At 72.5% G+C, this 26,095-nt stretch carries 26 protein-coding genes; 17 read left to right on the top strand and 9 right to left on the bottom strand.

The genetic code is table 11. From position 1 onward, the window contains the following. From ACFPZ3_RS38320 to ACFPZ3_RS38345, 6 genes are read left to right on the top strand one after another with little or no spacing between them, the layout of a single operon-like run. Nucleotides 1-822: an ABC transporter permease gene (locus tag ACFPZ3_RS38320; protein WP_379519247.1), complete on the top strand. Its 822-nt coding sequence runs from the start codon at nt 1-3 to the stop codon at nt 820-822. Then, a complete protein-coding gene (locus ACFPZ3_RS38325) occupies nt 809-1,723 on the top strand; it encodes an ABC transporter ATP-binding protein (RefSeq protein WP_379519248.1) in 915 nt (304 codons plus the stop codon). Before ACFPZ3_RS38320 ends, ACFPZ3_RS38325 begins: the two co-directional genes overlap by 14 nt. Then, on the top strand, nt 1,692-2,492 hold the full coding sequence (locus ACFPZ3_RS38330; protein ID WP_379519249.1) for an ATP-binding cassette domain-containing protein: 801 nt from the start codon (nt 1,692-1,694) through the stop codon (nt 2,490-2,492). Before ACFPZ3_RS38325 ends, ACFPZ3_RS38330 begins: the two co-directional genes overlap by 32 nt. Continuing rightward, the gene (locus ACFPZ3_RS38335) at nt 2,489-3,667 is read left to right on the top strand and encodes a M20 family metallopeptidase (RefSeq protein WP_379519250.1); all 1,179 of its coding nucleotides are present in this window, start codon (nt 2,489-2,491) and stop codon (nt 3,665-3,667) included. The genes ACFPZ3_RS38330 and ACFPZ3_RS38335 overlap by 4 nt, the downstream gene beginning before the upstream one ends. Continuing rightward, complete coding sequence (locus ACFPZ3_RS38340; RefSeq protein ID WP_379519251.1) at nt 3,667-4,815, top strand: P1 family peptidase; 1,149 nt, start codon at nt 3,667-3,669, stop codon at nt 4,813-4,815. The genes ACFPZ3_RS38335 and ACFPZ3_RS38340 overlap by 1 nt, the downstream gene beginning before the upstream one ends. Next, on the top strand, nt 4,812-6,227 hold the full coding sequence (locus tag ACFPZ3_RS38345) for an aldehyde dehydrogenase family protein (RefSeq protein ID WP_379519252.1): 1,416 nt from the start codon (nt 4,812-4,814) through the stop codon (nt 6,225-6,227). Before ACFPZ3_RS38340 ends, ACFPZ3_RS38345 begins: the two co-directional genes overlap by 4 nt. An 8-nt stretch (nt 6,228-6,235) precedes the next feature. Here ACFPZ3_RS38345 and ACFPZ3_RS38350 read toward each other — a convergent pair whose 3' ends face one another. Genes ACFPZ3_RS38350 through ACFPZ3_RS38365 form a run of 4 tightly spaced genes read right to left on the bottom strand, consistent with a single transcriptional unit; the run spans nt 6,236 to nt 9,383 of the window. Further along, entirely contained in the window at nt 6,236-6,997 is a 762-nt protein-coding gene (locus ACFPZ3_RS38350) for an SDR family NAD(P)-dependent oxidoreductase (RefSeq protein WP_379519253.1), read from the bottom strand. A 43-nt stretch (nt 6,998-7,040) separates the two neighbouring features. Further along, complete coding sequence (locus ACFPZ3_RS38355; RefSeq protein WP_379519254.1) at nt 7,041-7,586, bottom strand: GNAT family N-acetyltransferase; 546 nt, start codon at nt 7,584-7,586, stop codon at nt 7,041-7,043. A 43-nt stretch (nt 7,587-7,629) separates the two neighbouring features. Then, the gene (locus ACFPZ3_RS38360) at nt 7,630-8,085 is read right to left on the bottom strand and encodes an HAD family hydrolase (RefSeq protein ID WP_379519255.1); all 456 of its coding nucleotides are present in this window, start codon (nt 8,083-8,085) and stop codon (nt 7,630-7,632) included. After that, a complete protein-coding gene (locus ACFPZ3_RS38365; protein ID WP_379519256.1) occupies nt 8,082-9,383 on the bottom strand; it encodes an MFS transporter in 1,302 nt (433 codons plus the stop codon). The genes ACFPZ3_RS38360 and ACFPZ3_RS38365 overlap by 4 nt, the downstream gene beginning before the upstream one ends. Before the next feature lie 88 nt (nt 9,384-9,471). Between ACFPZ3_RS38365 and ACFPZ3_RS38370 the strand changes: the two genes are divergently transcribed. Together ACFPZ3_RS38370 and ACFPZ3_RS38375 are read left to right on the top strand one after the other, a co-directional pair. Then, nucleotides 9,472-10,149 (top strand): TetR/AcrR family transcriptional regulator, encoded by a 678-nt coding sequence (locus ACFPZ3_RS38370; protein WP_379519257.1) that lies wholly within the window; start codon nt 9,472-9,474, stop codon nt 10,147-10,149. A gap of 42 nt (nt 10,150-10,191) precedes the next feature. Then, entirely contained in the window at nt 10,192-10,710 is a 519-nt protein-coding gene (locus ACFPZ3_RS38375) for a type II toxin-antitoxin system prevent-host-death family antitoxin (RefSeq protein WP_379519258.1), read from the top strand. Nucleotides 10,711-10,713: 3 nt separating this feature from the next. On the opposite strand, the gene ACFPZ3_RS38380 is transcribed toward ACFPZ3_RS38375, so the two are convergent. Both ACFPZ3_RS38380 and ACFPZ3_RS38385 read right to left on the bottom strand, forming a co-directional pair. Further along, complete coding sequence (locus tag ACFPZ3_RS38380; protein WP_379519259.1) at nt 10,714-10,902, bottom strand: DUF1918 domain-containing protein; 189 nt, start codon at nt 10,900-10,902, stop codon at nt 10,714-10,716. Nucleotides 10,903-10,947: 45 nt separating this feature from the next. Next, nucleotides 10,948-11,646, bottom strand: a complete 699-nt coding sequence (locus ACFPZ3_RS38385) for a TetR/AcrR family transcriptional regulator (RefSeq protein WP_379519260.1) — start codon at nt 11,644-11,646, stop codon at nt 10,948-10,950. A gap of 77 nt (nt 11,647-11,723) precedes the next feature. Here ACFPZ3_RS38385 and ACFPZ3_RS38390 point away from each other — a divergent pair, with 77 nt between their 5' ends. Both ACFPZ3_RS38390 and ACFPZ3_RS38395 read left to right on the top strand, forming a co-directional pair. Continuing rightward, nucleotides 11,724-12,683 carry an NAD(P)-dependent alcohol dehydrogenase gene (locus ACFPZ3_RS38390; protein WP_379519449.1) on the top strand — a complete coding sequence of 320 codons (960 nt, stop codon included), beginning with the start codon at nt 11,724-11,726 and terminating at the stop codon, nt 12,681-12,683. Between the two features lie 163 nt (nt 12,684-12,846). Further along, nucleotides 12,847-16,872 (top strand): hypothetical protein, encoded by a 4,026-nt coding sequence (locus ACFPZ3_RS38395; protein WP_379519261.1) that lies wholly within the window; start codon nt 12,847-12,849, stop codon nt 16,870-16,872. Between the two features lie 9 nt (nt 16,873-16,881). Here ACFPZ3_RS38395 and fxlM read toward each other — a convergent pair whose 3' ends face one another. After that, nucleotides 16,882-18,018 carry a methyltransferase, FxLD system gene (gene fxlM, locus ACFPZ3_RS38400; protein WP_379519262.1) on the bottom strand — a complete coding sequence of 379 codons (1,137 nt, stop codon included), beginning with the start codon at nt 18,016-18,018 and terminating at the stop codon, nt 16,882-16,884. Nucleotides 18,019-18,141: 123 nt separating this feature from the next. On the opposite strand from fxlM, the gene ACFPZ3_RS38405 reads away from it, so the two are divergent. Then, nucleotides 18,142-18,429, top strand: a complete 288-nt coding sequence (locus ACFPZ3_RS38405; RefSeq protein WP_379519263.1) for a HesB/IscA family protein — start codon at nt 18,142-18,144, stop codon at nt 18,427-18,429. A gap of 57 nt (nt 18,430-18,486) precedes the next feature. Here ACFPZ3_RS38405 and ACFPZ3_RS38410 read toward each other — a convergent pair whose 3' ends face one another. Continuing rightward, a complete protein-coding gene (locus tag ACFPZ3_RS38410) occupies nt 18,487-19,467 on the bottom strand; it encodes an acetylxylan esterase (protein WP_379519264.1) in 981 nt (326 codons plus the stop codon). 125 nt (nt 19,468-19,592) lie between these two features. On the opposite strand from ACFPZ3_RS38410, the gene ACFPZ3_RS38415 reads away from it, so the two are divergent. From ACFPZ3_RS38415 to ACFPZ3_RS38430, 4 genes are all read left to right on the top strand, one after another. Beyond that, entirely contained in the window at nt 19,593-19,868 is a 276-nt protein-coding gene (locus tag ACFPZ3_RS38415) for a hypothetical protein (protein ID WP_379519265.1), read from the top strand. A 47-nt stretch (nt 19,869-19,915) separates the two neighbouring features. Next, on the top strand, nt 19,916-21,181 hold the full coding sequence (locus ACFPZ3_RS38420) for an alpha/beta fold hydrolase (RefSeq protein ID WP_379519266.1): 1,266 nt from the start codon (nt 19,916-19,918) through the stop codon (nt 21,179-21,181). A gap of 102 nt (nt 21,182-21,283) precedes the next feature. After that, on the top strand, nt 21,284-21,844 hold the full coding sequence (locus tag ACFPZ3_RS38425; RefSeq protein ID WP_379519267.1) for a DUF4142 domain-containing protein: 561 nt from the start codon (nt 21,284-21,286) through the stop codon (nt 21,842-21,844). A 117-nt stretch (nt 21,845-21,961) separates the two neighbouring features. After that, nucleotides 21,962-22,798, top strand: coding sequence for a DUF2382 domain-containing protein (locus tag ACFPZ3_RS38430; RefSeq protein WP_379519268.1), 837 nt, complete (start codon nt 21,962-21,964; stop codon nt 22,796-22,798). 130 nt (nt 22,799-22,928) lie between these two features. Here ACFPZ3_RS38430 and ACFPZ3_RS38435 read toward each other — a convergent pair whose 3' ends face one another. Next, entirely contained in the window at nt 22,929-24,599 is a 1,671-nt protein-coding gene (locus ACFPZ3_RS38435; RefSeq protein ID WP_379519269.1) for an exo-alpha-sialidase, read from the bottom strand. Between the two features lie 251 nt (nt 24,600-24,850). Here ACFPZ3_RS38435 and ACFPZ3_RS38440 point away from each other — a divergent pair, with 251 nt between their 5' ends. Further along, a complete protein-coding gene (locus tag ACFPZ3_RS38440) occupies nt 24,851-25,747 on the top strand; it encodes a hypothetical protein (protein WP_379519270.1) in 897 nt (298 codons plus the stop codon). A gap of 69 nt (nt 25,748-25,816) precedes the next feature. After that, nucleotides 25,817-26,080 (top strand): hypothetical protein, encoded by a 264-nt coding sequence (locus tag ACFPZ3_RS38445; RefSeq protein ID WP_379519271.1) that lies wholly within the window; start codon nt 25,817-25,819, stop codon nt 26,078-26,080. The last annotated feature ends 15 nt before the right edge of the window (nt 26,081-26,095 follow it).

Here is a 26,095-nt window from a genome sequence, read left to right on the forward strand (position 1 = left end):
ATGAACGCCGGGCTCCTCGTCGGCGGCACGCTCGTCGCGCTCGTCGTGCTCACGGCCGTGCTGTCGTTCTTCTGGACCCCGCACGACCCGACGCTCGTGGACGCCGCCCGCAAGCTGCGCGAGCCCGGCGGCGGCTACCCGCTGGGGGCCGACAAGTTCGGCCGCGACACCTTCAGCCAGCTCATGGTCGGCGCCCGCACCACCCTGTACGTCGGCATCGTCGCGGTCGGCATCGCCGCCGTGCTCGGCACCCCGCTCGGCGTGATCGCCGGGATGACGCCGCGCGGCTGGTTGTCGGAGCTGATCATGCGGGTCAACGACCTCGTGTTCGCCTTCCCCGCGCTGCTGCTGGCCGTCATGCTCGGCGCCGTCTACGGGGCGGGCACGCTCACCGCGATGATCGCGATCGGGGTGGCCACCGTGCCCGCGTTCGCCCGCGTGGCCCGCGCCGCCACGCTCCAGGTCATGGTGACCGACTACATCCTGGCCGCCAGGGCCGCCGGGCGGCGGGGCGGGGCCATCGCCGTACGCCACGTGCTGCCGAACATCGCCTCGATGCTGATCGTGCAGGCGTCGGTGTCGTTCGCGATCGCCATCCTGGCCGAGGCGGCGCTGTCGTTCCTCGGCTTCGGCACCCGCCCGCCCACCCCGTCATGGGGCCGCATGTTGCAGGAGTCGCAGGAGCTGCTGTTCTCCACCCCCCGCCTGGCACTCTGGCCGGGCCTCGCGATCGCCGTCGCCGTGCTCGGCTTCAACCTCCTCGGCGACGGCCTGCGCGACTTTCTCGACCCCAAGCTCAGGAGAGTCCGTGCTCAGCGTTGAGGGGCTGACCGTGCGGGCGGACGCGGTCGAGCTGGTCCACGAGGTGTCGTTCGCGATCGCGCCCGGCGAGCGGGTCGGCCTGATCGGCGAGTCGGGCTCGGGCAAGTCGCTGACCGCGCTGTCGCTCATGGGCCTGCTCCCCGAGGGCGTCACCGCCTCCGGGCGCGCCAGGCTGGGCGACAGGGATCTCGTCGGGGTGCCGGAAGGCCGCGTGAAGGATCTGCGCGGGCGCGAGATGTCCATGGTCTTCCAGGAGCCCATGACCGCGCTCAACCCCGTCATGCGGATCGGCGCCCAGGTCGCCGAGGTCATGACCCTGCACGGCCGCCCCTCCGGCCAGGCCCGCGCACGGGCCGTGGAACTGCTCGAACGCGTGCGCCTGCCCGGCCCCGCCCAGGTCGCCCGCGCCTTCCCGCACCAGCTCTCCGGCGGCCAGCGCCAGCGCGTCATGCTCGCCATCGCGCTGGCCAACGAGCCGGGGCTGCTCATCTGCGACGAGCCCACCACCGCGCTCGACGTCACCGTGCAGAAGCAGATGCTCGAACTGATCGCCGAGGTCGCGCCCGCGCTGCTGTTCATCACCCACGACCTCGCCGTCGTCGCCTCCGTCTGCGAACGGGTCCTGGTCATGTACGGCGGCCGCGTCGTCGAGTCGGGAACCATCCGCGAGGTCTTCACCCACCCCCGCCACCGCTACACGCAGGGCCTGCTGGCCGCCTCCAAGCTCACCCCGCGCGGCACCCGCCTGCCCGCCATCAAGGGCAGCGTGCCCCCGGCCGGGCGGTTCCCCGGCGGCTGCGTGTTCCGCAACCGCTGCCCGCACGCCACGCCCACCTGCGAGACGGTTCCTGAGCTGACAGGAGACGGACATGCCTTCGCATGCTGGCACCCCGCTGATTGACGTGCGGGGCCTGAACCGGGACTACCGCCGCCCCAGGACCTCGCTCACCAAGCCCGGCGCCGTCGTGCACGCCCTCCGGGACGTCTCGCTGACCGTGCGGCGCGGTGAACGCTACGGCATCGTCGGCGAGTCCGGCTCGGGCAAGTCCACGCTGCTGCGCCTGCTCTGCGCCCTCGACCAGCCCACCAGCGGCTCCATCCGCTTCGACGGCCAGGAGATCACGGGCAGACCCGAACGCGCGCTGCGCTTCCTGCGCGAGAACCTGCAGATCGTCTTCCAGGACCCGATGAGCTCGCTCGACCCCCGCATGCGCGTGCGCGACCTCGTCGCCGAGCCGCTCACCGCGCTCGGCCTGCCCGCGGGGGACCGGGTGGCGGAGCTGCTGGAGGCGGTCGGGCTGCCCCCCGACGCCGCCGGCCGCTACCCGCACCAGTTCTCCGGCGGGCAACGGCAGCGCATCGCCATCGCCCGCGCGCTCGCGCCCCGGCCGAAGGTGCTGGTCGCCGACGAGCCGGTGAGCGCGCTGGACGTCTCCGTACGCGGGCAGATACTCAATCTGCTGGCCGACCTCGTGGACGAACTGGGGCTCACGCTCGTGTTCGTCTCGCACGACCTGTCCGTGGTGCGGCACGTGTGCGAGACGGTCGCCGTCATGAGCCAGGGAGAGATCGTGGAGAACGGGCCCGTGGACGACGTCTGGGACTCGCCCGCGCATCCGTACACGAGGGCGTTGCTGGAGGCCGTACCGACTCTGGAGGGGTTTGCATGATCGACGTCGATGCCGATGGAGTGGTGGAGTTCACGCGGGCGCTCGTGCGCGTCCCCAGCACCAACGACCCGGCGCGCGGCCGCAACGAGCAGCCGGCCGCCGACCTCGTCGAGGCGCGGATGCGCGAGTGGGGCTGGCGGCCCGAGGTGTACGAGGCCGCGCCCGGCAGGCCCAACGTGGTGGCCGTGGTCGAGGGCGGCGGCGGAGACGGGCCGACGCTGATGTTCGAGGGGCACACGGACGTGGTCACCGAGGGCGATCTGTCGTCCTGGACCGTGGACCCGTTCGGCGGGGAGATCCGCGACGGCAAACTGTGGGGCCGGGGCAGCGCCGACATGAAGTCCGGCCTGGCCGCCACCCTGTACGCCACCCGCGCCCTGCAACTCGCCGGCCCCTTCCCCGGCCGGATCAAGGTGTGCGCGCTGGCCGACGAGGAGGGCCTCATGATCGGCGCCCACCACTTCGTCTCCTCGGGCCTGACGGCGGACGTGGACGGCGCGATCGTGGCCGAGCCGGAGGCGGGCGAGATCTGCGCGGTGGCCAAGGGCGCGCTGCGGCTGCGCGTGGACCTCACCGGCAAGATGGCGCACGGGGCGATGCCGCAACACGGCCGCAACCCCATCCAGGCCGCCGGATCCCTGCTGGTCGGGCTGCGCTCGCTCCAGGACGAACTGCAGGCCGGGCACCCGGCGCACGAGCACCTCGGGGAGGTGTACGTGACGCCGACCGTGCTGCGGGCCGGCTCCGAGGAGCAGGTCAACGTGATCCCGGCGACCGCCTCGGTCTTCGTGGACGTGCGCACGATCCCCGGCGTCGAGCACAAGGAGATCGCCGACCGGGTGGCCGCGCTCGCCTCCCGCGACGGCATCGCCGCCGAGGTGTCGATGCTGGTGGACCGGCCGCCCGTGGACGTGCCCGTGAGCGACCCGGTGGTCGCCGCGCTCGCCGCCGCGCACCGGACGGTGACGGGGCAGGAGCCGGTGTACGGCGGGGTGCCCGGCACGACCGACGGGACCGTGCTGACGCACTGGGGCGGGATCCCCTCGGTGGTCTACGGGCCGGGGGGTAAGTGGATAGCACACCAGGCGGACGAGTTCGTGGAGGTCGAGGAGATCGTGCGGTGCACCCGGGTGTTCGCGGAGGCCGCGCGGCGGTTCCTGAGCGGAGACTACTGATGCGGGCGGGGGCCTCCAACTCTTTGGTGGACGTGGCGGGACTGCGGGTGGGGCACGCGCAGCGGGTCGGGGCCGGATTCCGTACGGGGACGACCGTGGTGCTCGCGCCGGCGGAGGGGGCCGTGGCGGGGGTGGACGTGCGAGGTGCCGCGCCGGGGACCCGCGAGACGGAGCTGCTGGATCCGCGGAACCTGGTGGAGCGGGTGCACGCCGTGGTGTTGTCGGGCGGGAGCGCGTACGGGTTGTCGGCGGCCTGCGGGGTGATGACCCGCCTGGCGGACGAGGGCGTGGGCTATCCGGTCGAGGGCGGGGTGGTGCCGATCGTGCCGGCGGCGGTCATCTTCGACCTGGGCCGTGGCGGCGCCTTCCGGGCCGTCCCTGACGCGGCCCTGGGCGCCGCCGCCTACGACGCCGTCACCCCTTCCCAGGAGGGCGGGGCGGTTCTCCCGCTGGCCTGGTCCGAGATCCCCTGGGGCGAGGGGGCGGGGCTGACCGATCGCGACCGCCCGCCCCTCGAAGGGATCGCGATCCCGGACGGTCAGGCGACCGCCCTCCCGCCGTCCGGGGGCGGAATGACGAGCGGGTCCATCGGCGCGGGCACCGGGGCGGTGGCGGGTGGGCTGGCCGGCGGCGTGGGGACGGCCAGCGTCGTGCTGGACGACGGCACGACCGTGGCCGCCCTCACCGTCGTCAACGCCGCCGGATCGGTCCTCGACCCGCGTGACGCCACCCTGGCCGGCACCCGGTACGGCCTGCCCGGCGAGTTCGACCACCTCCGGCCCCCGGCCAGGTCAGAGGCGCAAGCCTGGGAGCCGGACCTGACACCGGCGTTCAACACCACGATCGGCGTCGTGGCCACCGACCTCACCCTCACCAAGGCCCAGTGCGGCAAGCTGGCGGCGGTCGCCCACGACGGCCTGGCCAGGGCGGTCAGGCCGGCCCACACCATGACCGACGGCGACACCATCTTCGGCCTGGCCACCTGCGCCCGCCCGGCCCCCGGCGCCGACGTCTTCCGGGACGTCCTGGCGGCGGCGGCCGACGCGTTCAGCCGGGCCATCGCCTACGCCATCCTGTCCGCCATCGGCCGCGAGGGCGCGCCCGCGTACCTCGATGTGTTCCCGAGCGCCCAGGGGAGGCGACCATGACGCGAGAGTGGCCCGGCGGGTTGCCCATCGGCGCCGGATGGACGGAGACGGCGGACACCTCCGACGTGATCTTCCCCTACGACGGCTCCCTGGTGGCCAGGGCCCCGCTGGGCAGGCCCGAGCACGCCGCGCACGCCGTGGACGAGGCGCTGAAGGCCGCCCCCGCCATGGCGGCGCTCCCGTCGCACGCCCGCCGCGCCGCCCTCATGCGGGCGCACGACGCCGTGGCGGACAGGCGGGCGGAGTTCGAGCGGCTCCTGGTCATGGAGACCGGCAAACCCCTGGTGGACTGCCAGGTGGAGGTGGCCAGGACGCTCGTCACGCTGGCCACGGCCGCCGAGGAGGTCGCCCGGCTGCACGGCGAGACCGTGCCGCTCGACCTGCTGCCCTCGGGAGAGGGCCTGATCGGCTTCTGGACCCGCAGGCCCATCGGCGTCGTCGCCGGGATCACCGGCTTCAACTACCCGCTCCTCCTCGCCGCCCACAAGATCGCCCCTGCGGTCGCCGCGGGCTGCCCGGTGATCGTCAAACCCGCCCCGGCGACCCCGCTGGCCACGCTCTGGCTGGTCCACCTCCTGCGGGACGCGCTGCCCCCCGCCGCCGTGCAACTCGTCACCGGCGACGTGGAGGTGGGCAGGACGCTGGTGGAGGACCGGCGGATCGGCGCGGTCTCCTTCACCGGCTCGGCCGCCGCCGGGCACGCCATCGCCCGCGCCGCCGCCCCCACGAAGGTGCTGCTGGAGCTCGGGTCGAACGCGGCGCTCGTGGTGGCGGCCGACGCCGACCTGGAGGCCGCCGCCGACGCGGTCGTGCGCGGCGGCTACTACGCCTCCGGCCAGGCGTGCATCGCCGTGCAGCGGGTGCTGGCCGAGGAGCCCGTACAGGAGCGGTTCCTGTCCCTGCTGGCCGACCGCGTCAAGAGCGTCACGGTCGGGGACCCGCGCCTGCCCGGCACCCGCGTCGCCCCGCTCATCGACCCGGCCGCCACCGACCGCGTCCTGGAGTGGATCGCCGCGTCCGGGGCCGAGGTGGTCACGGGCGGGCACCGCGACGGCCGCTCCATCGCGCCCACGGTCCTGGCCGGGGTGCCGGACGGGGCCGCCGCCTGGGACGAGGAGATCTTCGGGCCCGTCGTGTGCGTACGCCCGGTGCCGGACCTCGACGCCGCCTTCGCCGCGGTCAACAACTCCCGGTACGGCCTGCACGCCGCCGTGTTCACCCGCTCGCTGGCCACGGCGTTCGCCGCGATCGAACGGATCGAGGCCGGCGGCGTGGTGGTCAACGACGTGCCGGGGTTCAGGGCGGACAACATGCCCTACGGGGGCGTCAAGGACTCGGGCATCGGCCGCGAGGGCCCCCGCTTCGCCATCGAGGAGCTCACGGTCACGAAGATGGCCATCATCCGGCCCTGACGCCCGGTTCAGTTGGGCGGGTCGAAGCGGCCGTCCACGGCGGTCCAGCCGCCGTCCACGTACAGGACGGAGCCGGTCACGAAACTGGCCGCGTCGCCCGCCAGGTAGACCACCGCGCCGGCCATCTCCTCGGCCGCCGCCCAGCGGCCCAGCGCGCTCTTGGCGGCGTAGGCGGCGTACCAGGCGGGGTCGTCCTTGATCTGCCTGGTCAGCGGCGTCTCCACCACGCCGGGCGCGATCGCGTTCACCCGCACCCCGTGCGGCCCGAACTCGGCCGCCGCCGTGCGCAGCAACTGCACGAGCCCAGCCTTCGTGGCCGAGTAGACGCCCTGCCCTGGCTCGGTGACCGAGGCGCGGATGGAGGCGAACCCGATGATCGAGCCGCGCCCCCGCTCGACCATGCCCGCCCCGAACGCCCGCACCATGTCGAACGAGGCCCGCAGGTTCAGCCCCACCACCCGGTCGAACTCCTCGTCGGAGTAGTCGAGCAGCCGCTTGCGGACGTTCGTGGCCGCCGTGAACACCAGCACGTCGGCCGGCGCCTCCGCGGCGAGCTCGCGCACGGCTCCGGCGTCGAGCACGTCGACCAGCCGGGCGTCCCCGCCGCATTCGGCGGCGGTCGCCCGCGCGGTGCCGAGGTCACGATCCGCGCACACCACGCAGGCCCCGTGAGCGGCCAGCGCGAGCGCCGACTCCCTGCCGATCCCGCTCCCCGCGCCGATCACCACGGCCCGCCGCCCGTCCAGGCGGAACAGCGCGTCATATCCCATACCAGGCACCCTAGCGACTGGTCAGACCAGTGCACCAGGTATCTCAGCCCCGCCGCGCGGCCTCCCACTCGGGGCGCAGCAGCTCGTACTCCACCTCGCCCTGCTCGTAGCCCTCGATGGGGTCGGACCAGTCCAGATGGAAGGTGCGGACGAACCGCAGCCCGCACTTCTCCATGACCCGGCGCGACCCGAGGTTGACCGCCATCGTCTGGGCGAACACGCGCCGCGCGCCCATATCCGTGAACGCCTTGCCGATCAGCGCGCGCGAGCCCTCGGTCGCGAACCCCCTGCCCCAGGCCGCCTTGTGCAGCCGGTAGCCCAGCTCGGGCTCGTCGTCCGCACCGTCCTTGGCCGGCCGCAGATGGAACCAGCCGAGGAAGCGGCCCCCGGGCTTCTCGTTCGCCGCGAGGAACCCGCCGTGGATGAACGCGGGCAGCGTCCGCTCGACGATCACCTGACGCGGCGTCGGCCGGCCGCCGTTGAGGTAGCGCATGACCTCGGGGTCGTTGTGCAGGGTGAACAGCTCGTCCTCGTCGGACTCGGCGAAGCGGCGCAGAATCAGCCGCTCGGTCTCCAGAAAAACACGCACCGGGGGCACGGTAGCCGACCACACCGCCGCTTTCGACCCGTTTTCACATTCGGAGAGCGGCGACCAGCCCCGGCATGCTCCCGACGACGTGGTCCGGCCGCCCGCCGTCTGGGTGTGCGCCGGTGTCGTCGCTACGGAACAGGATCGTCCGCATCCCGAGCGCGCGGGCGGGCGCCAGGTCGACCGGCCGATCGTCCACGAACACCACCTCCGCGGGGGAGAGGCCCAGCCCGTCGCCGGCCGGCTTCGCGAGCGCCTCGCGGGTGCCTTCGGTGAGCGTGTGCCGCAGGCAGTAGTCCTCGTCGCTCGCGGGCAACCCGAGCGCCGCCCAGAACGCGCCGGTGCTCATCCGGCCCAGCGTGGCCGCGTGGTAGGCGGCGCGGATCTCCCGCTCGGGCGCCCGGCACCCGCGGTCGCGCAGGTACGGGATCAGCACCCGGCCCTGGACGTTGCCGTGCCGGTAGAGGACGCCCATCGCGTCGAGCACCACCGCCTTCACCGGGTCAGCCTAGCGGCGGCGGCCGGCACGGCGGTGGCGGCGGCCAGTGCGGCGACGGCGAGGACGGCGAAGGTGACCAGTGCCGTGACGTAATCCGGCTCGGCCGGTACGGGAGCCGCGCCGGAGGCCAGGATGGCGGCGGCGATCTGGGCGCCGGCCGCGCCTCCGAGCGTGCGCACGATGGTGTTCACCCCGGTCGCCACGCCCGTCAGGTGCGGCTCCACGGCCTCGACGACCAGGTTGCCGATGGAGGCGAACGCCAGCCCGTACCCGGCCCCGAGCAGCAGGCCGACCGCGTACACGTGCCACAGGCGGTCGTGGGCGGCGGCCAGCGCCAGGAACGACACGGCCGCGCAGACGGCCCCGGCCTGCAACGGCGTGCGCGTGCCCAGCCGCCGGCCCAGCCGGGGCGCCAGCGGCGTGGCGGCCAGCATGGCCAGCGCGACCGGAATCATGATCAGGCCGGCCTCGGTGACGGAGGAGCCGAACCCGTACCCGGCGGACGGGGAGGTCTGCACGAACCGGGGGACGAGCGAGATGACGCCGAACATGGCGGCGCTGATGACGAAGGTGGCCAGGTTCGTGGTGACGAGCGCGCGCCCGGCCAGCAGCCGCGGGTCCAGCCGAGGGCCGGCGACCCGCTCCCGGCCGGCGGGCAGGACGGAGGAGCCCGCCAGGGCGGCGACCGCGAGCACGAGCGCGCCCCAGAACAGCCAGGCCGTGCCCGCGCCGCCCGCCACCGGCCCCGCGACCACCATCCCGGTCGCGCCGCCGATCCCGAACATGGCGCTGAGCAGGGCGACGATCCCCGGGAGCCGGGCGGGCGGCACCGCGGTCCTGACGACGCCGAACGCCAACGGGAACACGCCTCCCACGACCCCTTGCAGCGCCCGCCCCGCCACCAGCCAGCCGAGGGAATGGGCGCCGGCCGCCAGCGCGCACACCAGCGTCCCGGCCGTGAAGCAGCCCAGGCAGGCCACCAGCACCCGGCGATAGCCGAACAGGTCGCCGAGCCGCCCCGCGATCGGCGTGGCCACGGCGCTGGACAACATGAACGCCGTCAGCACCCACGTCACCGCCGTCGTCGAGACGCCCAGCTCGGCCTCCAGCACGGGCAGCGCCGCGATCACGATCGTCTGCGACAGGCTGGCGGTCAGCGCGCCCACCAGCAACGCCGCCACCACGACCCCGGACCGCCGGCCTGCCGCGGCTCCCTCCTCACGGCCCGCACGATCCGGCTTGCCGAACCTGCGCCACAACGCGACGCACAACGCCGTCAGCCCAGCGACGATCCACACCAGGAACCTCCCGACCCCAGCCCACAAAGTTAGGTCACCCTAAATCTTGTGGACAGCAGTCCGCAAGTCGGTCCAGTACGGTTTTCCCGTGGCTCCATCCGCTGAACACCCCAAGCCAGCCCCAGCAGGCCGCCGCGCCTGGGGCAGCCTCAGCCAGGCACAGATCGTCGCCGCGGCCCTCGAGATCGCCCGCAAGGAGGGCCTGGAGGCGCTGACCATCCGCCGCCTGGCCACCGACCTCGGCGCCTCCCGGATGGCCATCTACCGACACGTGGCCGACAAGGACGCCCTGGTGGACCTGGTGATGAACGCGATCGCCGAGCAGGACGTGGTCCCGCCGGGCATCGGCGAGGGCCCCTGGGAGAGGCGCCTGCGGGTGCTGGCGGAGGCGATGCGACAGCAGCTCGCCGCCTACCCGGGCATGGTGGAGGTGCTGATGACCCGCGCCAACCACGGCCCCGGCGCCCTGAACCTGGTCGAGACCATCCTCGCGATCCTCGCCGACGCCGGGCTCGGCGAGCGCCAGGCCGCCAGGCACTACCTGATCTTCATCGACCTCGTCCTGGGCAGGCTGCACCGCGAGCTGTACGGCGACCCGGTGGACCGGCACCGCACCGCGAGCCTGCTGGCCCTGGCCGAGGGCACGGTTGAGTACCCCAGGCTGCACGCCGCCGAGCGGCACCTGCGGGCCGTCTCCGCCGCGGAGGTGTTCGAGGCCGAGCTGGACATGCTCGTCGAGGCGATCAAGGCCGCGGCGAAAGTGTAAGGCGGCTTGCGAAAATTCGGTAAGGCGGCTTACGATTCACCGATGATCAAGCCTTCGTACGAAGAGCTGGAGGCGCGCTTCGGCGCCGCCGTCAGCGTGGAGGACGCGCGCGGCCGCTGGGGCTCCCTCGTGCGCGCCGCCAGGAGCGGCACCACCACGCTGATCACCCGCGAGCGCTGGGAGCGGGCCGCGCTGGTGCCGCTGTCGGAGGTGCCCGGCATGCTGAGCGGCCTGCCCGTGGTGCCGCTGTCCACGGCCCGCTCCAAGCTGGGCGACCTCGTACGCCAGGTCGCCGGCCCGTACGACGAGGGCCCCGTGCTGCTGACCCGCCACCGCACCCCGGTCGCCGCCCTGGTCCCGGCCGAGCGGCTGCTCGACCGGCCCGCGCCCGGGCAGCGCGCCCCGGTCGCCGAGGAGTTGCTGCGCAAGGGGCACACCATCACCCTGACCACCGGCAGGCAGGACCGGATCGTCGCCATCGCCCGCGACCGGGACGGCAAACAGACCGTGGCGGGCGAGGGCGACGACATTGCCGGAGCGCTCCGGTCGCTGGTGGAGTGACTGTTACTGCCCGGACGGCTCGATCACGGCGTCGGGCCCCGGGTAGACGAGCTGCTCGTGGCCGTCGTCGAAGCGCACGAGGTAGGGGGGCGAACCTCCCGCGCCCCGGATCTCGACGATCTCGGCCTTCCTGTTGGCCTGGCCGACGACGTGACCGTGGACGACCAGCATGTCACCGACGTTCGCTTGCATGGTGGCTCCTCTCGGTTGGGCTCTGGCAACTTTGAGGGTTCCCCCTCACCTTGCATCAGACGGGCCTCGCCGCATAGCACCCGCGGGCCCGTACACGTGGTCGAGCTTGAGCGGCGGGGCGGGCGGCAGCGGGCCGGCGTGCTCGGCGCGGAAGGATTCCAGCAGGTAGGCCACCAGCCGCCGCGACCCGGCCCGCGCCACCTCGCCCGGCTCGGCGGCGATGCCCTGGTTGGCCTTGAGCAGCAGTATCACGTCGGCCAGGTCGAAGTCGGCGCGCAGCCGCCCGGCCTCCTTGGCCCGCCGCACCACCTCGGCGAGCCCGAGCTCGGCGCACTCCCGCACGCGCTCGTAGTCGATCGCGTCCGGGAAGGCCGTCAGGAACGCCGCCGTGAACCCCTGGTCGGCGACCTGCATCTCGCACACCTTCTCGATCGTCACGCGGAAGGCGTGCCACGGGTCCGGGTCGAGCAACGCGTCGTCCACGACCGACGCGCACGTCTGCATCTGGTCGGAGAAGACCTCCGTGACCAGCGACTCCCGTGAGGGGAAGCGCCGGTAGAGCGTGGCCACGCCGACGCCCGCCCGCCGCGCGATCGCCGCCATCGGCACGTCGAGCCCGCGCGTGGCGAACGCCTCCCGCGCGGCGTCGAGGATCCGGTCGCGGTTCTGCCGCGCGTCCGCCCGCAGCGCGGCGGGCTCGCTCTCCAGGGGTTCGGCGTCTATACGAGAGGGTTGAGCAGGCATGTTTCTCACATTAGCTTAAGTGGACTGCCCCATCCACTTAGCGCGCTAGCGTCACTGACATGAAGACATCGAACGAGATGCGCGCGGCCCTCTACGACCGGTACGGCCCCCCGGAGGTGCTGTACGTCGGCGCGGTGCCCAAGCCGGCCCCCGGTCCAGGCGAGGTGCTGGTGCGCGTGCACGCGGTGAGCGTGAACGGCGGCGAGCTGCACGGCAGGGCGGGGCGGGTCCGGCTGGTGACGGACCTGGCGGAGCGCGGTTTCCCGAAGCGCCTGGGCATCGACTTCGCCGGCGAGGTCGTCGCCCTCGGCTCGGACGTGTCAGGTCCCAAGGTGGGCGACCGGGTGTGGGGGGTGCTGGGGCGCACGTTCGGCAGCGCCGCCGAGTACGTGGTCGTCCGGCCCCGGAGCCTGGCCCTCGCCCCGGCCGGGATCGACCTGGTCGAGGCCGCCGCCCTCGCCGTGGGCACGACGGCGATCACGGCCCTGCGCGACAAGGCCCGGCTCAGGGCGGGGGAGCGCCTGCTCGTACGGGGAGCCGCCGGCGGTGTCGGCAGCATCGCGGTCCAGCTCGGCAGGGCGCTCGGCGCCCACGTCACCGCCCTGGCCGGGGCGGGGAACCTGGACTTCGTCCGCGACCTGGGCGCGCACGAGGCCCACGACTACGCCACCACGGGCCCGGCGGACCTGGGCCGCTTCGACGTGGTCCTCGACACCGCCGGCACCGAGCACCCCGCCTACCGGCGCCTCCTGACGCCGCGCGGCCGCATGGTGGCGATCGCCTTCGACGTGCGCCGTCCCGTGCCGTCCCTGGCCTACATCGCGGCCTCCGCCGTCTTCGGCCCCCGGCGCGTGCGCTTCTTCAGCGGCAACCCCACCCACCGGCTCTTCGGCGACCTCGCCGGGTACGTGGACACGGGCGCCATCCGGCCGGTGGTGGACAAGGTGTTCCCGCTGTCGGACATCGCCGGGGCGCACCGGGCACTGGAGGCGGGCGGCGTACGAGGCAAGATCGTCGTCCGGGTCGTCGACGCCTGAACCAGCGTGCCTGCCGGCGATGACTCCCCCTGCCCGGCGCGCGTCCGGCAGAAAATTGGAGCCCCACGTCGGATGCCGTTTGACTCCCAGTGAGGAACTATGGTCGTCTCGTGACTTATGTTTCTGATGGGATGAATTAGACAGGTCCGGGGGAGAACGCTACATGCCGCACGCCCTCCTGCGCGTGCTCGTTTCGACGTCCATCGCGGGTACGGTCCTCGTGGCCCTGCCCGCCGCCGCGCAGGCAGTCCCGGCACAGGCACCAGTGAGAACCACCAAGGTTCAGCCTGTGCCCGCCGTCCAGGAGCCGCCCGCGGCCGTCGTGAACGTCCCGCAGCGGCCCTCGATCGCCCTCCAGCCCGCCGGGGAGGAACCGGTCGGCCCGAGCGCGCCCGAGGTGACCACACCGGCTGGACCAGGGCTGGTCAACGGGGTCGTCACGGACGCCGCCGCCATCCAGGACAAGCAGGGCCTCGGCAGACAGGCGCCCCGCGCGGACGCGGTGCTGCCTGACACGACCCAGGCCGAGACGCTGAACCTGAGCAAGCCGCTGGCCGCGATCGTCAAGACGTTCGAGGGGCTCGGGCAGGCCGTGCCCGGGCTGACCTACCGGCTCTGCGTCGAGAGCGCCGAGGTGCGGGTCTCCTGCTCGATCCGGCAGCCGGTCGGCGTGCCGGTGGCGGCCGACGTGACCGGCGACTCCAGGCCCGACCTGGCCGCCGACCTGCTGCCCACCCTGAACCCCGGCGAGGGCTCTGTCGGGGTCAGGTTCTCCGTCAGGCGGATCGGCGGGGGTGAGAACCTCAAGGCGCAGGTCTGGGCGGAGTACGACGGCAAGGCCTCGGTCGGGTTCGACGGGCTGCGCCGCGGAACGTCGTTGTCGGCCTCCGACACCGGCACGTTCACCATGGACACGGCCGGCAAACGGGTCAAGGCCGTCGTCGAACGCAAGGAGCCGGGGGCGTCGGCGGCCATGGTCGCCGCGCTGACCGGGCGCAGCGCGGTGAGCCTGCGCCAGACCCCGGCCACCGAGAAGCTCACCGTGAACGCCACCCTCGACACGCCCACGATGGACGTCTCCGCCTCCGGGCCCGCCAAGCTGGAGGCGCTGGCCGTGACCGGCGGCCGCTTCACCCAGGCCGTACTGGACCGCATGCCCTCCCGCGCCCAGGTGCGCCTGTCGAACGGCGAGATCCGCTTCTCCAGCCCAGCCTCCATCGCCCGCGCCCGCGTGGACGACTTCGACTACCGCAACGGACGCCTGGTACGGGTCACCCAGGCCGAGCTCCAGCACGTGCCGCCGTCCTTCATCGCCCGTTACACCGCGGGGAAGAACAAGCAGACCCTCTCCGTCGCCGCCGGTTCCGGCAGGTCGCACGCCGGAGCCGCGAGCCTGCTGTACTACGACAAGGCCGCCGCCAAGACCGTGCTCAAGGCGGAGCTGAGCGAGCTGCCCGCCAAAGTGCGCCTGGTCAACGACCTGGTCACGCACCGCATCACCCATTCGACCAGCTCCTCCATCGGCAAGTTCGCCGTGGTGCTGCAGCGCAACGGGGGCGCCATCTCCACCCCGCGCGGCGGCCACGTCACGATGATCAAGGACGGCGCCGCCGTCGGGGTGTCGGGGCTGCTGTCGGGGTTGTCCGGGTTCGACGTCACCTACGGGGCCGCGCCGCACGCCCACCTGGAGGTGGACTCCAGCAGCCGCTCGTTCGTGGGCGCGGCCAGCATCGACGGCACCCACGTGGCCCGCCTGGAGATCTCCAACACGCCGGCCAAGGTGGACGTGACGCTCGACCCGGCCGCCAGGAAGGCCGTCTACCAGGCCAGCGGCGTGATCGAGAAGTTCCGCGCCGCCTACGCCAACCTCAGGTCGGGCCCCACCATCGACGGCACCGTCCTCGGGGTGCACGACGACGTGAAGGCGTCGTGGGAGCTGGGCGAGCGTTCGACGGTCAAGGTCGCCACCTCCTCGAAGCTCCAGCAGGTGCGGATTTATGCCAATAAAGCGCACGTCACCAAGGCCGGTGGCGAGGACATCACCGCCACCGTCGAAGGCGTGCGCAAGCGGGCGGAACTGGTCGCCGACACCAAGGCCAGGACACTGACCTGGACCTCCGACGGGCCGGTCGACAAGGTGACGGCGCTGGCCAGGACCAAGCTGGGCGACCGGTACGTCAGGGCCGCCGCGCAGGTCACCCGCGTCCCGGCCAGGTTCGACGCCTCGTGGAACGCCACCTCGTACCGCTTCCGTGGCCTGTCGGGGAAGGTGGGGTCGGCCGCGCTGGCCTTCACCAACCACGACGGCGCCAAGGCGCCCAGCGGGCCGCACCTGGCCGCGCACTACAACCAGGCCACCGGCGACCTGGACGCCAGCGTGCTGGTCAACGGGCTGTCGCGGGTCGAGTTCACCCCGGCGGCCCAGGGGTTCAACGCCGACTTCCGCTCGGCCAAGCAGATCCTCGCCGTGGACGCCGACGTCACCCAGGGCGACACCCGGTTCGGCATGATCGGCACGCTCGGCCCCGTGCCCGGCAAGCTGGCCGTGTCCTCGGCCGACGGCAAGCTCACCTACTCCGGCTCCCGCCTGGACGTGCGCGCCCGCGCCTGGCTCGGCAAGACCGCGGCGCTCGACCGCATGCGGGCCGCGCCGGCCATGACGGGCGGCGTGTCGCTCGTGGACGGCGCCTGCGCCGCCGGGACGCCGGGATGCGCGCAGGGTCCCTTCTGCACACCGCAGCGCGGGTGCTACGGCCTGCAGGGATACCTGGACGTGAGCGGCCTGCCCGACCAGGTGACGGTCGACCTGACCGGCAAGACGTTCGCCTTCTCCGGGTTCAGCCCCAAGCAGCGCAGCCTCGGCGTGTACCTGGCCAGCAGCGTCCTGTCACCCGTGCCCATCAAGGCCAGGGCCACCCTGACCGGGCTGCCCGCCAAGATCACCAGCCTCTCGCTGGGGCCGTTCGCGGTGGGGCAGGGCAACGCGGTGCAGGCGGCGTACAAGATCGACCCGCCCGCCACGCTCGGCGCCCTCGATGTGCGGGCGGAGGCGGCCGGGCTGCGCGGCCACGTCGCCATCGACCCGGTGCCCGCCTCGGTGGCCGTCCAGGGCACGTACGGGGCCAAGACCCGCATCCGCGTGTCCAACTCCGCAGCCGTCAAGAAGCTCACCGCCAAGGTCACCCTGGCCGGGAAGGGCACCGGCGAGCTGCGCTTCTCCGACGTGCCCGCGGTCTTCGGCGTGGACGCCGACGCCTCGGGCGCCGGGCTCAGCGTGCCGGCCGTGACGTACAAGGCGCTCGGCGGCGTCAACACGCTCGACGGCTACCTCGGCGTGGAGGGCGGCCTGGTGGACCCGTCGGGACGGCTCGGGGACGTGTCGTTCGCGGTCAAGGACCTGGCCGCCGACACCACGATCCGGATGAACCCGGACCAGTCGCTCGACCTGGTCTCCAAGCCGGTCCCCACGGGACGCATCTCGCTGCGGGCCGGGCTCAGGATGGACGGGGTCGCGGCCCAGGGGATCGCGGTGAGCAAAGAGGTCCCGTACACGACCGGGTTCCTCACCTACCACGTCGGCGGGAAGTTCGGGCTCGGGAAGAGCTCCGTCGACGACCTCTCGCTGTCCATCCAGCGCATGTCGTGGCTGCGGGTCAGACCCGGCAAGGTCCCGTTCGGCATGAAGGCGCCCCCTGCCCTCGGGTACGTCGCCCCCGGCTTCGAGGGAAACTACGGCACCGTCAAGATCGCCGCCAAGGGCGTGCACCTCCGTCCCGACGTGCGGATGGACGTCAAGCTCAGCAGGGAGATCGGCAAGGACGTCTTCCACGAGTCGGTCAGGATCGGGCCCGCCACCTCGCTCGCGCTACGCCGCTACGACCAGCGGATGCGGCGCATCGGGGCCGCACAGGAGGTCAAGGCGGCCGGGATGAGCATCGCCTGCGTGACCGTCGACGCCAAACCCGGCTTCGCGGCCGGCGGCGGGACCAACTCGATCACGCTGCGCGGCGCCGACGGGCCTCAGATGGTCTCCTTCCTGGACCCAGGGGGCCAGGTGCCGGATTACGCGGTGGACCTGCTGACGCACTTCATGAGCCCGTTCCCGGGATCGCAGTGGAAGGTGGCCGGCGCCAACGCCGGCTCCTGCGGGTCCGACGACGCCGGCTCCCCACGGCAGGAGGACCGCTAGCGCGCCGGTTCACCCGAAGCCGAGCACCAGGGTGGTGTGGCGCTTCTCGATGACCATGGGCCCGCTGGGGACGGGCCCCTGGTAGGCCTCGATGCGCAGGTGATCGGTCTGTGGCCGGCCCGCCTCGTCCCAGGCTTCGACGTGCGCGGCCAGTTCCTCCGCCAGTACGGCGCCCTCGGGCCCGTGCCCGTGCGCGACCAGGGAGTCCTCCATGAGGAGCAGGGCGATGCTGTCACCCTCGGCCAGGCCGACGGTGGCGCCGAAGCCGCGCCCCAGCTTGCCCGTCACGGTGCACAGACGCGGTTCGCGCAGCGCCAGCCACAACGACATCCCCATGATGGCCGCGAACGGCGTCGCGTCCGCCGCCGTCCTGACCGCGACCTCGGCGGGCGGGGCGTCCAGCGCCGCCGCCACGTCGCCGATCTCGCGCGGCTCCGGCAGCGTCATCACTAGGTCGGGATCCCGCCGCAACTCCTTGAGCACCTCGGTGCCCGCGAACGGCCCGCGCATCCGCATGAACCCGCACGGCGTCACCGTCCGGCTGACCCAGTGATCCCCGGCCCGCTCCATGGCCGCCGACACCTGCACCCCGCGCAGGTCCAGAGGCGCCACCAGCCGCCCATCACCCCTCAGTTGCTCCAACCAGGCGGGCGCGAGGTCCCAGACGCCCACGGTGGCGATCAGCCGGTCGTACGGGGCCAGGCCCGGATGGCCTCCGGCGCCGTCCAGGCAGATCACCTCGACCCCTGCCACTCCGGCTGCGGCCAAGTGCTCCCTGGCCCCCGCGACGATGTCCTCGTCGATGTCCACGCTGACCACCCGGCCGCCGGGCCCGGTGAGGTGTGCCAGCAGCGCCGCGTTGTAGCCGGTGCCCGCACCGATCTCCAGCACCCGGTGCCCCGGCCGCACGCCGAGCTGGTCGAGCATGGTCGCCATGATCGCCGGCTGCGAGGAGGAGCTGATCGGCCATCCCTCGGCGTCGCGCTTGGTGACGATGGGCTGGTCGCGGTAGGCCTCCTCGGGCGCGACGCTGGGCACGAAGAGGTGGCGCGGCACGGCGAGCATGGCCGCCGCCACGGGCTCGCCGATCGGCTGGCGCACCCTGAGTGCCGCGACCATGGCCGCCCGCTCCGCAGCGAAGTCCATGAGGCCCATTCTCCACGGGATCTTCCAGGAATACTTCGCAAAGAAACAGTCAAGAAGGGTTAGGCCCTCTTGTTGAGGGAAGGGCAGGCAACTCCTGAACGTCGATTGTGAGGAGGAGCCGTAGTGCTCACCCTGACTGCCAACGCAGCCCAGGCGATTCGTGACCTGACCGCGGCTGCGCCCGAGCCTTCCCAGAGCGGGATTCGCATCTCGTCTCAGGGAGAGGGCGCCAGCTCGCTCACCCTTACTCTTGCCACCGCTCCCGAACCCGCGGACGCGGTGGTGGAGGCCGAGGGGGCGCGGGTCTACCTCGATCCCGTGGCGGCGACCGTGCTGGAGGACAAGTCCCTGGACGCCGGAGCCGATGACCAGGGGAGCGTGTCCTTCCTGGTCACCGAGCAGACCGCCTGAGTCGGCCGCCGTCGTGCCGGACCCGATCGGGGGTCCGGCACGGCGGCCACTCACCTCTCAGCCGTCGCCGAGGAGCTTGTCCAGGTAGCGGAGCTGCTCCTCCGACTGGTAGCCACCGCCGCCCTCGTGCCCGTTCCACGGCCACACGGTGATCTCCTTGGGGCCCTGCCAGTGGTTGTAGGCGGCGAACACCGTGGACGGCGGGCAGATGTCGTCCATCAGCGCGACCGAGTACAACGCGGGCACCCGGCCACGGGCCGCGAAGTTGAGGCCGTCGAAATACGCCAGCGTACGGAACACCTGCTCGGCGCTGTCACGACGGGTCGCGAGAAACCGCACCAGCTCCTGGTACGGGTCGCGCCCGGTGATCTCCACCGCCCGCCGGAAGTGCGACAGGAACGGCACGTCGATGAGCGCCGCCTTCACCTCCGGGTGCAGCGCGGCCGCCGCCTGGGCGATCCCGCCGCCCTGGCTGCCGCCCGACACCACGATCCTGGAGGCGTCCACCGCGGGATGCGCCGCCGCCGCGTCGACCGCCCTGACGGCGTCGGTGAACACCCGCCGGTAGTAGTAGTCGGCGGGGTCGAGGATGCCGCGGGTCATCATGCCGGGCGCCTGCGGGCCCGCGCTGCCGTGAGGGTCGCCGGTGGTGCCGGGGCTGCCGACGTTCGCGCCGCCGTGGCCGCGCGTCTCCATCACGAACACCGCGTATCCCGCGGCCGGCCACATCAGGTGATCCTTCGGGAACCCGCGCCCGCCGCTGTAACCGATGTAGTGCACCACGCACGGAACCGGCCCCTCCACGCCACGCGGCACCAGGAACCAGCCGTTGATGCGGTGCCCGCCCCAACCGGCGAACGACACGTCGAAGACGTTCACGCCGCTGAAGGGCAGGTCGTAGGGGACGTACTCGGCGTCCAGGCCGAACTCCCGCGCCTCGGCCAGGGTGGCCGACCAGAAGGCGTCGAAGTCGGCGGGCTCCTCGCGGTCGGGGAGGTAGCTCCGGAGTTGATCGAGGGGCAGGTCGAACAGTGGCACGTGACACTCCAGCTTGTAGACATGCTTGCAGACAGGGGTTGCTGACATTTCACCCCATACACCCGGAAAGCGCTATCCCGCCCCGGCTTGAGCTGAAAGCGCGATATGGGGGTAGACGTTGACCCGTGAGCGAGCATGTTATCGAGATCCCCTACTCCCATCTCTATCCCGGTCTGATCCTCGACGCCCCGGCCGGCGCGGACGACTTCCTCGTGCTGTTCGGCGACGACTCCGAGTCCAGGGCGCAACTGCTGAGCGATGACACGGGCCGCCCGGTGCTCAGGCTGGGCGGCTACATGACGGCCAGGGGCACGGTCATCGACGAGCGCGTCTGGACGGTACGCGAGTCCGTACGGCGGGGCGACCGCATCCGTCTGCGCCTGGGCCGCTCCCTGCCCTGACCCCGATTCCCCGGCCACCGGAGGGGGCGTGCGCTAACGTCCCCTCCGTGGCTTCTTTCGCCAGGCTTGCCGGGCGGGCGGTGACAGGCATCGGGGTGCTGGCCCTGTCGCCCGTCCTGGGGCTGGCCGCCTTGGCCGGGACCGCGATGGTGGGGGCGCGGCCGGTGGTGTTCACGGTGACGGGGCTGGCGGTGTTCGCGTCGGTGTTCTTCCTCGGGCTGCTGTTGTGCGTGCCGCGGCCCCGGGTGGTGTGGGGGCGCTGGTTACGGGCCCTGATCGTGCTCGGCGTGGAGGCGGCGGTCGTCTGGCAGGTCTCCGCGGCCACCCTCCGCCCGCCGCCCGCCCCTTCCGCCCCCGCCCCGGTGGCCGGGCAGCGGGAGTGGCGGCTGCCGACGGGGTCGGAGCTGGCGTACGTGCGGGTCTCGCCCAAGCGGGTCACGCGGCCGGAGCCGGTGGTGTTCCTGCACGGCGGGCCGGGAGTGGGGGACCTGGCGGGGGACTCTGCCCTCTACGGCCGGCTGGCGGCCGACGGCTTCCAGGTCTACGTCTACGACCAGCTCGGCGCAGGCCGGTCGGCGCGGCTGGCCGATCCCCGGGGGTACGGGCTGGCCAGGGACGTGGCCGATCTGGAGGCGATCCGGCTCGCCGTACACGCTGAGCGGCTGAACCTCGTCGCCCGGGATCAAGGGGCGCAACTCGCCGCCGCGTACCTGGCCGACCATCCGGACCGGGTGGCCAGGGCGGTCCTGTCCTCCCCGGCCGGCCTCTCCCCGGTCCGCCCCGGCGTCGCCGCGCTCCTGACCGGGTCAGGCGGGGTGCCCGATCCGCGCACGCTCGCCGTCTCCACCCTGCTGCAGGTGGATCCGGCGACGGCACACGCGTTCGCGGGCGAGGCGGAGCTGAGCACCCACCTCGCCCTGCTCCGCCGCCGCACCCCACCGTCATGCCCGCACTCGGCCTCTTCCGGTGGCAAGGGCGCCGCGACCACGGGCTCCGTAGCGGCCCGTGCCGGTGCCGAGGCCGTGCCGGGCGGCTACGGCGGATACGTCGCGCTGGCCGGGCGGTCCGCCCCGGCGGCGCTCCGGCGGGAGCTGGCCGGGGTGAGCGTGCCCGTGCTGATCGTGAAGGGCGCCTGCGACGCCCAGAGCTGGTCGGAGGCCGCCGGCTACCGGCGCGCGCTCCCGAACTCCCGCCTCACCTACGCCGCCGACGCCACCGCTCAGTTCAAGGCGCTGCGGGCGTTCCTCACCGATCGTCCGGTGGACGGATACGAGGGCGACGGGCCTCCGCCGGGGTATCGCGGGCCCGCGTAGCCGCCTCATCGCCGCGCCCGTACCGGCGGGAATGCCGGGGAGCGATTCCCCTGATGGTTACGCTCTGTATCGGAATCGTGTCACCATGTCATAGGAAACCTCATGCGCACCAGTCTGACCCTGTCCCTGGCCATAGCCGCCCTGGCAGTCCTGCCGGGTTGTTCCGATGACGTGGCGCCGAAGACCGCCGCGGTGGCCGAGCGGACCGACACGCAGCCCTCCGAACAGGACAGGGCCTGGATGCGGACCATCCACCAGGGCAACCTGGCCGAGGTCGAGGCGGGACGGCTGGCGCAGGGCAAGGGCACCACCAAGCAGATCAAGTCCCTCGGCCAGATGCTCGTCAAGGACCACACCAAACTCGACACCCAGGTCACCCGGACGGCCCAGCAACTGGGCGTCCAGCTCCCGACCTCCATGAACGTCGATCAGCGCGACGAGTTGATCCGGTTGCAGAACGTGACGGGCCAGGACTTCGACCAGGACTTCCTGGCCGGCATGGCCAAGGCGCACAGGCAGGCGCTGGCCGCCACCAAGAAGGAGATCTCCGGCGGCACCTCGCAGGCGGTCAAGGCGCTGGCCGCCGCGGCGGTGCCGTCGTTGCGCAAGCACATGAAGGCCGTGCACGAGGCCCAGGGAGCCACCGGCACCCCATCGGGGTGAAGAGATCGTTCCGTGAATTAGGGCGAAACCTTCCCAACCCGTGTGTGGGGATATGGCGATTTAGGGTATTTGTCCCTTTTGAACCAGGACGAACGCAACGGGGGGATCGTCGTGGCTATGCAAACAGAGATCCGTAACCTGCTCGACTGCCATGTGGTGGGGTCGGACGGACAGTCGATCGGAAAGGTGGGGCAGGTCTACCTCAACGATCGTACGGGCGAGCCGGAGTGGGTGACCGTACGCACGGGGTTCTTCGGGATGAAGCAGACCTTCGTGCCTCTGGCCAACGCCCGCCGCTCGGGTGAGGAGATCCGGGTCCCCTTCGACAAGGAGATGATCAAGGAAGCGCCCAACATCGACGTGGACGGCCGCCTGTCCCTGAACGAGGAGGCCGACCTCTACCGCTACTACGGCATGCAGCCGACGGACATACCGCGGCAGCGCGCCGGCGAGACGCGTACGCGGGGCCCGGTGACGGAGGGACGGCCGGGACAGCGGGCCGGCCTGGCCGGGGACGCGCGCGGTGGGCTCGCCGACGAGGGTGACATCGACATGACCCGGTCGGAGGAGCAGCTCCACATCGGAAAGGAGAGCAGGGAGACCGGCCGCGTACGCCTGCACAAGTACGTCGAGACCGAGAGCGTACGGGAAAGCGTCCCGCTCTCGCACGAGGAAGTCGTCATCGAGCGCGAGCCGATCCGTGACGGCGACATGACAGGAGCGCACGAGATAGGCGAGGAAGAGCGGCAGATGATCCTGCACGAGGAGCGTGCGGTCGTCGGCAAGGAGACCAAGCCCGTCGAGCGCGTCCACGTACACAAGCAGGCCGTGCAGCACGAGGAGACCGTCGAAGGCCAGGTCCGCAAGGAGCGGGTGGAGATCGACGAGGAGAGCGCGGCCGGCGACGAGGACAGGAAGTTCGGCCGCGGCGAGGAGATGCCGCCCGGGCGGTGACGCCCGCGCCGCAAAGGAGAGGCGCCCGCGGGGACCGTCCGCACGGCCCCTGCGGGCGCCTGCCGATTTCCCGGATCTGACCGTAGTCCCCGACCGGCGGAAAACTTTATCGTTTCCAGTCGCCGGGGATTCAGGAATAGAGCTCGACCTCGTTCAGCATGCTGCATCTGCGGCCGATTTCCCGCTCGCAGTCCGCCGAGGGATCGACCACGATCTTGACGTGCCTGGCGGTGCGGCCGATGGGGTCGTAGCGCAGGGCGTGGTCGGTCCTGTCCTTGATCGTGAGCACCGGCTCACCCCAGGAACGCCCGTCCATGGAGAGGTACACCCGCGCCCCCGCCGGATGGCCGGGGCGCAGGCTGAGCCCGATCCGGCTGAGCGGGTGCGCCCGGCCCAGGTGCAGCACGTAGCGGCCCCGGCCCTTGGCGACGGCGCTCGACCAGTAGCCGGTGCTGCCGTCCTGGGCGCCATCCGGGCCGGTCCTGGGCCGGTATCGGCTCGACCACCGCATCGTGGTGGAGGTGCGGGCGGGCTCCAGCCGGGTGCCGGGGGTGGCGACGTCGAACAGCAGGCGCTTGACCGCGTACCAGCCGCCGTTCGCGAACCGCCCGTGCGCCGGGCACGCCGTCTCGTCGAGCATCCCGTCCGGCCGCACCCCCGGCAGCTTGCAGTTGTCGAACACCTGGATCAGCCGGTGCGCCCCGACGGCGGCCAGGCCCGTGTAGCCGGACGAGCCGTGCGTGTCCCACACGCCGTCGCGGTTGTGGTAGGTCACCCGCGGCTCCAGCCACTCCTCCCCGAGCCCGTCGGGCGAGACGGTCAGCCAGTTGTCGGGCCGCCCCGAGCTCAGCACGAGCGCCCCGCCCGGGGTCAGCAGCAGCCGCGGCGCCACCCCGCGCACCACGCAGTCCTGCCCCGCGAAGCGCAGCTCGCGCACCGGCGACCAGGTGCGCCCGCCGTCGGCCGAGCGGCTCTGGTGCAGCGTCGAGTACTGCCCTCCGTCGCGCCGCACCACCGCCACCAGGGTGCCGTCCATCGCCTGCGCGATCGCGCTCTCGTTGTAGGCGAACCCGGGCTCGGGCTCGGCGATCACTCCGCGCCGCTCGAAGGTGACGCCGCCGTCGGCGCTGGCGTACACCTCGGCCTGGTACGCCCCCGTCCCGGCGTAGCGCGCGTACACCGTGATCAGGATCGTCCCGTCGGCGAGCTGGACCGGCGCCCCGTGCGCGGCCCCGCCGGGCAGCAGATCGCCGGGGGTGAACAGGGTCGCCACCGAGCGCAGCCAGCTCTCCCCGTCCTCCAGCGCCGAGGAGAGGAGCACCCCGAGCGTCGCCGTGTGCGGCCCGGTCCTGGCCGGGTAGTACTCCGTGGCGAAGAAGCGGCCGTCGAGCAGCTCGATCGGGGACTCACGCAGTGGCGTCGCGCCCGAGGGGCCGAAGGTGAGCCCGCCGTCCTCCGAGACCGCCTCTTCGTTGGTGAGGGTGACCACCTTGTCGACGTTCGTGGTGAAAGTGACGATCACCTTCTGTGCGGGGCCGCTCACGTCGAGCGCCGACACGTTCGGGAACCCGGCAAAGTCGAGGCGCTCCGAGGGCGTCGGCTCCCGCGAAACGGGCGGCGGATTGGGATGAATCCAGTCTAGTGAGGAAGCAGTATCGATCAGGTAAGCCCCGTTCCGCGTGGACTGCTGGGAGTGATCCGGCAACACGCAGTAACCGGCGCCGGCCTGCGCCGGACCGGGGGGCGAAGGCAGTCCCGCGGCCACCGACATGGCCGCGACCACGGCTCTGTGCACGTGCACGGGCTCGCTCCTCGGCTGTCGTCCACCATCCGCCGCACCGTTCGGACTTTAGATCATCGACTGTCCGTAACACGGTATTTACCTGCGGGAAGTCGCGGGTTCACGGCCCTGCCCGCCGTGGCCGCCTGGCAATCATGCTAGATGCGTAAAGTGACAGTTGACAGAAATCCCCCGTCTTACGACGATCGGACCGGCACTATTAAGTGTCAATTTACGAACCGACAGACCTCGCGGGTCGGGAGGTGGCCCAGATGAGCATCGAACCGAGGGCGAGAGTGGCCCCGGAGCGCGTGCTGCCAGGACCGGTGCCCATGGCACCGGAGACAGCCGCGCAACAGCGGGTCGTTCAGCGGATCTGCACCAGGGTCGCGCCCGGCGGCATGGACATCGGCGTCGCCGAGTTGCCTCCCGGCGGCCTGCAAGTGTGGATCGACACCCCGGTGCCGGTGGCCGAGCCGGAGTCTTGGGTGATCCACCACCGCATGGCCCGCGAGGTGGCGCTGGTCGGCTGGCACTGCGAGGCGGACACCGACCGCCTGCTGGTGCTGGGCTGGAGCGCCGCGTGCCTGCACAACCGCGTACGCCTGCTGCAGAGCGGGCTGCGCAGGCTCACGGACTTCGAGCCGACCGCCCAGCGGGCGGTGCAGCTCGACGGCCGCGAGCCGGACGACGGGTCCGCCGCGAAACTGGTGGCGGACGTGTGCGCCTCGATCGAGCGGCGGCTGCGCTGGCCCGAGCGGCTGGCCGAGCTCGCCGGCTTCGAGCGCGGCTCGGCCCTGCCGCACCTGCAACTGCTCCTCGCCCAGGTCGCCGGCCTGGAGGCGAAGGTCGCCAGGGCCTGCGAAGAACACCTCGTCATGGCTCGAGTGCTGGCCCGGGCCGTCTGCGAGCACTACGCGCGGCACGCGGACCTCGCCCGCGCACGGCGCGAGGTCCTGGCGGAGTCGCGCCGATGGGTGCACGCCAGTTCCATGATCCGAGGTTCGGCCGCCGCACGGCCGAGCCCCGCCGGTGCCGGCCGCCCCCACATGGGGCTGGCGGAGCGCCGCATCGCCGCGAGCGTCATCAACCACGGCGTGCCGCGGGCGACCCCCGCGGCCGTCACTCCCCGGGTCGCGCACCGCGACCTAGAGGAGGGCGCGCGCTGATCTCGATCCGCTCAACGGCGAGCGGTCGCCCGGAAAACCCCATCCGAATCCGGTAGGAGAGCTCCCGTCATGCGAACCCCCCCGCACCTGCCCGCCCGCTCCAGGCACGAGCGCACCGACTCCCACTCCGGGCAGGCCCGGCGCCACCCGTACGGCATTCACGACGTCCCCGCGCAGACCGCGCCGCGCGGCACGCTCGACTTCCCCGGCACGGCCCCGCTCGCGGAGCCGGAGGAGGCCGACGAGTTCGTCGAGCAGCGGCTGCTCGGCATCAGGGAGATGTCCAACCAGGCCATCGGCTCCATCGACGACCTGCTCCAGCACACCGTGTGACGTGTCCCCCCAGCG

The organism is Nonomuraea insulae, from assembly GCF_042656245.1.

Bases quoted from the DNA above. Each gene is read 5' to 3' on its own strand.
- ACFPZ3_RS38320 (WP_379519247.1), top strand. From the start codon at position 1: ATGAACGCCGGGCTCCTCGTCGGCGGCACGCTCGTCGCGCTCGTCGTG.
- ACFPZ3_RS38330 (WP_379519249.1), top strand. From the start codon at position 1,692: ATGCCTTCGCATGCTGGCACCCCGCTGATTGACGTGCGGGGCCTGAAC.
- ACFPZ3_RS38335 (WP_379519250.1), top strand. From the start codon at position 2,489: ATGATCGACGTCGATGCCGATGGAGTGGTGGAGTTCACGCGGGCGCTC.
- ACFPZ3_RS38340 (WP_379519251.1), top strand. From the start codon at position 3,667: ATGCGGGCGGGGGCCTCCAACTCTTTGGTGGACGTGGCGGGACTGCGG.
- ACFPZ3_RS38345 (WP_379519252.1), top strand. From the start codon at position 4,812: ATGACGCGAGAGTGGCCCGGCGGGTTGCCCATCGGCGCCGGATGGACG.
- ACFPZ3_RS38350 (WP_379519253.1), bottom strand. From the start codon at position 6,997: ATGGGATATGACGCGCTGTTCCGCCTGGACGGGCGGCGGGCCGTGGTG.
- ACFPZ3_RS38375 (WP_379519258.1), top strand. From the start codon at position 10,192: ATGATCAAGCCTTCGTACGAAGAGCTGGAGGCGCGCTTCGGCGCCGCC.
- ACFPZ3_RS38380 (WP_379519259.1), bottom strand. From the start codon at position 10,902: ATGCAAGCGAACGTCGGTGACATGCTGGTCGTCCACGGTCACGTCGTC.
- ACFPZ3_RS38385 (WP_379519260.1), bottom strand. From the start codon at position 11,646: ATGCCTGCTCAACCCTCTCGTATAGACGCCGAACCCCTGGAGAGCGAG.
- ACFPZ3_RS38390 (WP_379519449.1), top strand. From the start codon at position 11,724: ATGCGCGCGGCCCTCTACGACCGGTACGGCCCCCCGGAGGTGCTGTAC.
- ACFPZ3_RS38395 (WP_379519261.1), top strand. From the start codon at position 12,847: ATGCCGCACGCCCTCCTGCGCGTGCTCGTTTCGACGTCCATCGCGGGT.
- fxlM (WP_379519262.1), bottom strand. From the start codon at position 18,018: ATGGACTTCGCTGCGGAGCGGGCGGCCATGGTCGCGGCACTCAGGGTG.
- ACFPZ3_RS38425 (WP_379519267.1), top strand. From the start codon at position 21,284: ATGCGCACCAGTCTGACCCTGTCCCTGGCCATAGCCGCCCTGGCAGTC.
- ACFPZ3_RS38430 (WP_379519268.1), top strand. From the start codon at position 21,962: ATGCAAACAGAGATCCGTAACCTGCTCGACTGCCATGTGGTGGGGTCG.
- ACFPZ3_RS38440 (WP_379519270.1), top strand. From the start codon at position 24,851: ATGAGCATCGAACCGAGGGCGAGAGTGGCCCCGGAGCGCGTGCTGCCA.
- ACFPZ3_RS38445 (WP_379519271.1), top strand. From the start codon at position 25,817: ATGCGAACCCCCCCGCACCTGCCCGCCCGCTCCAGGCACGAGCGCACC.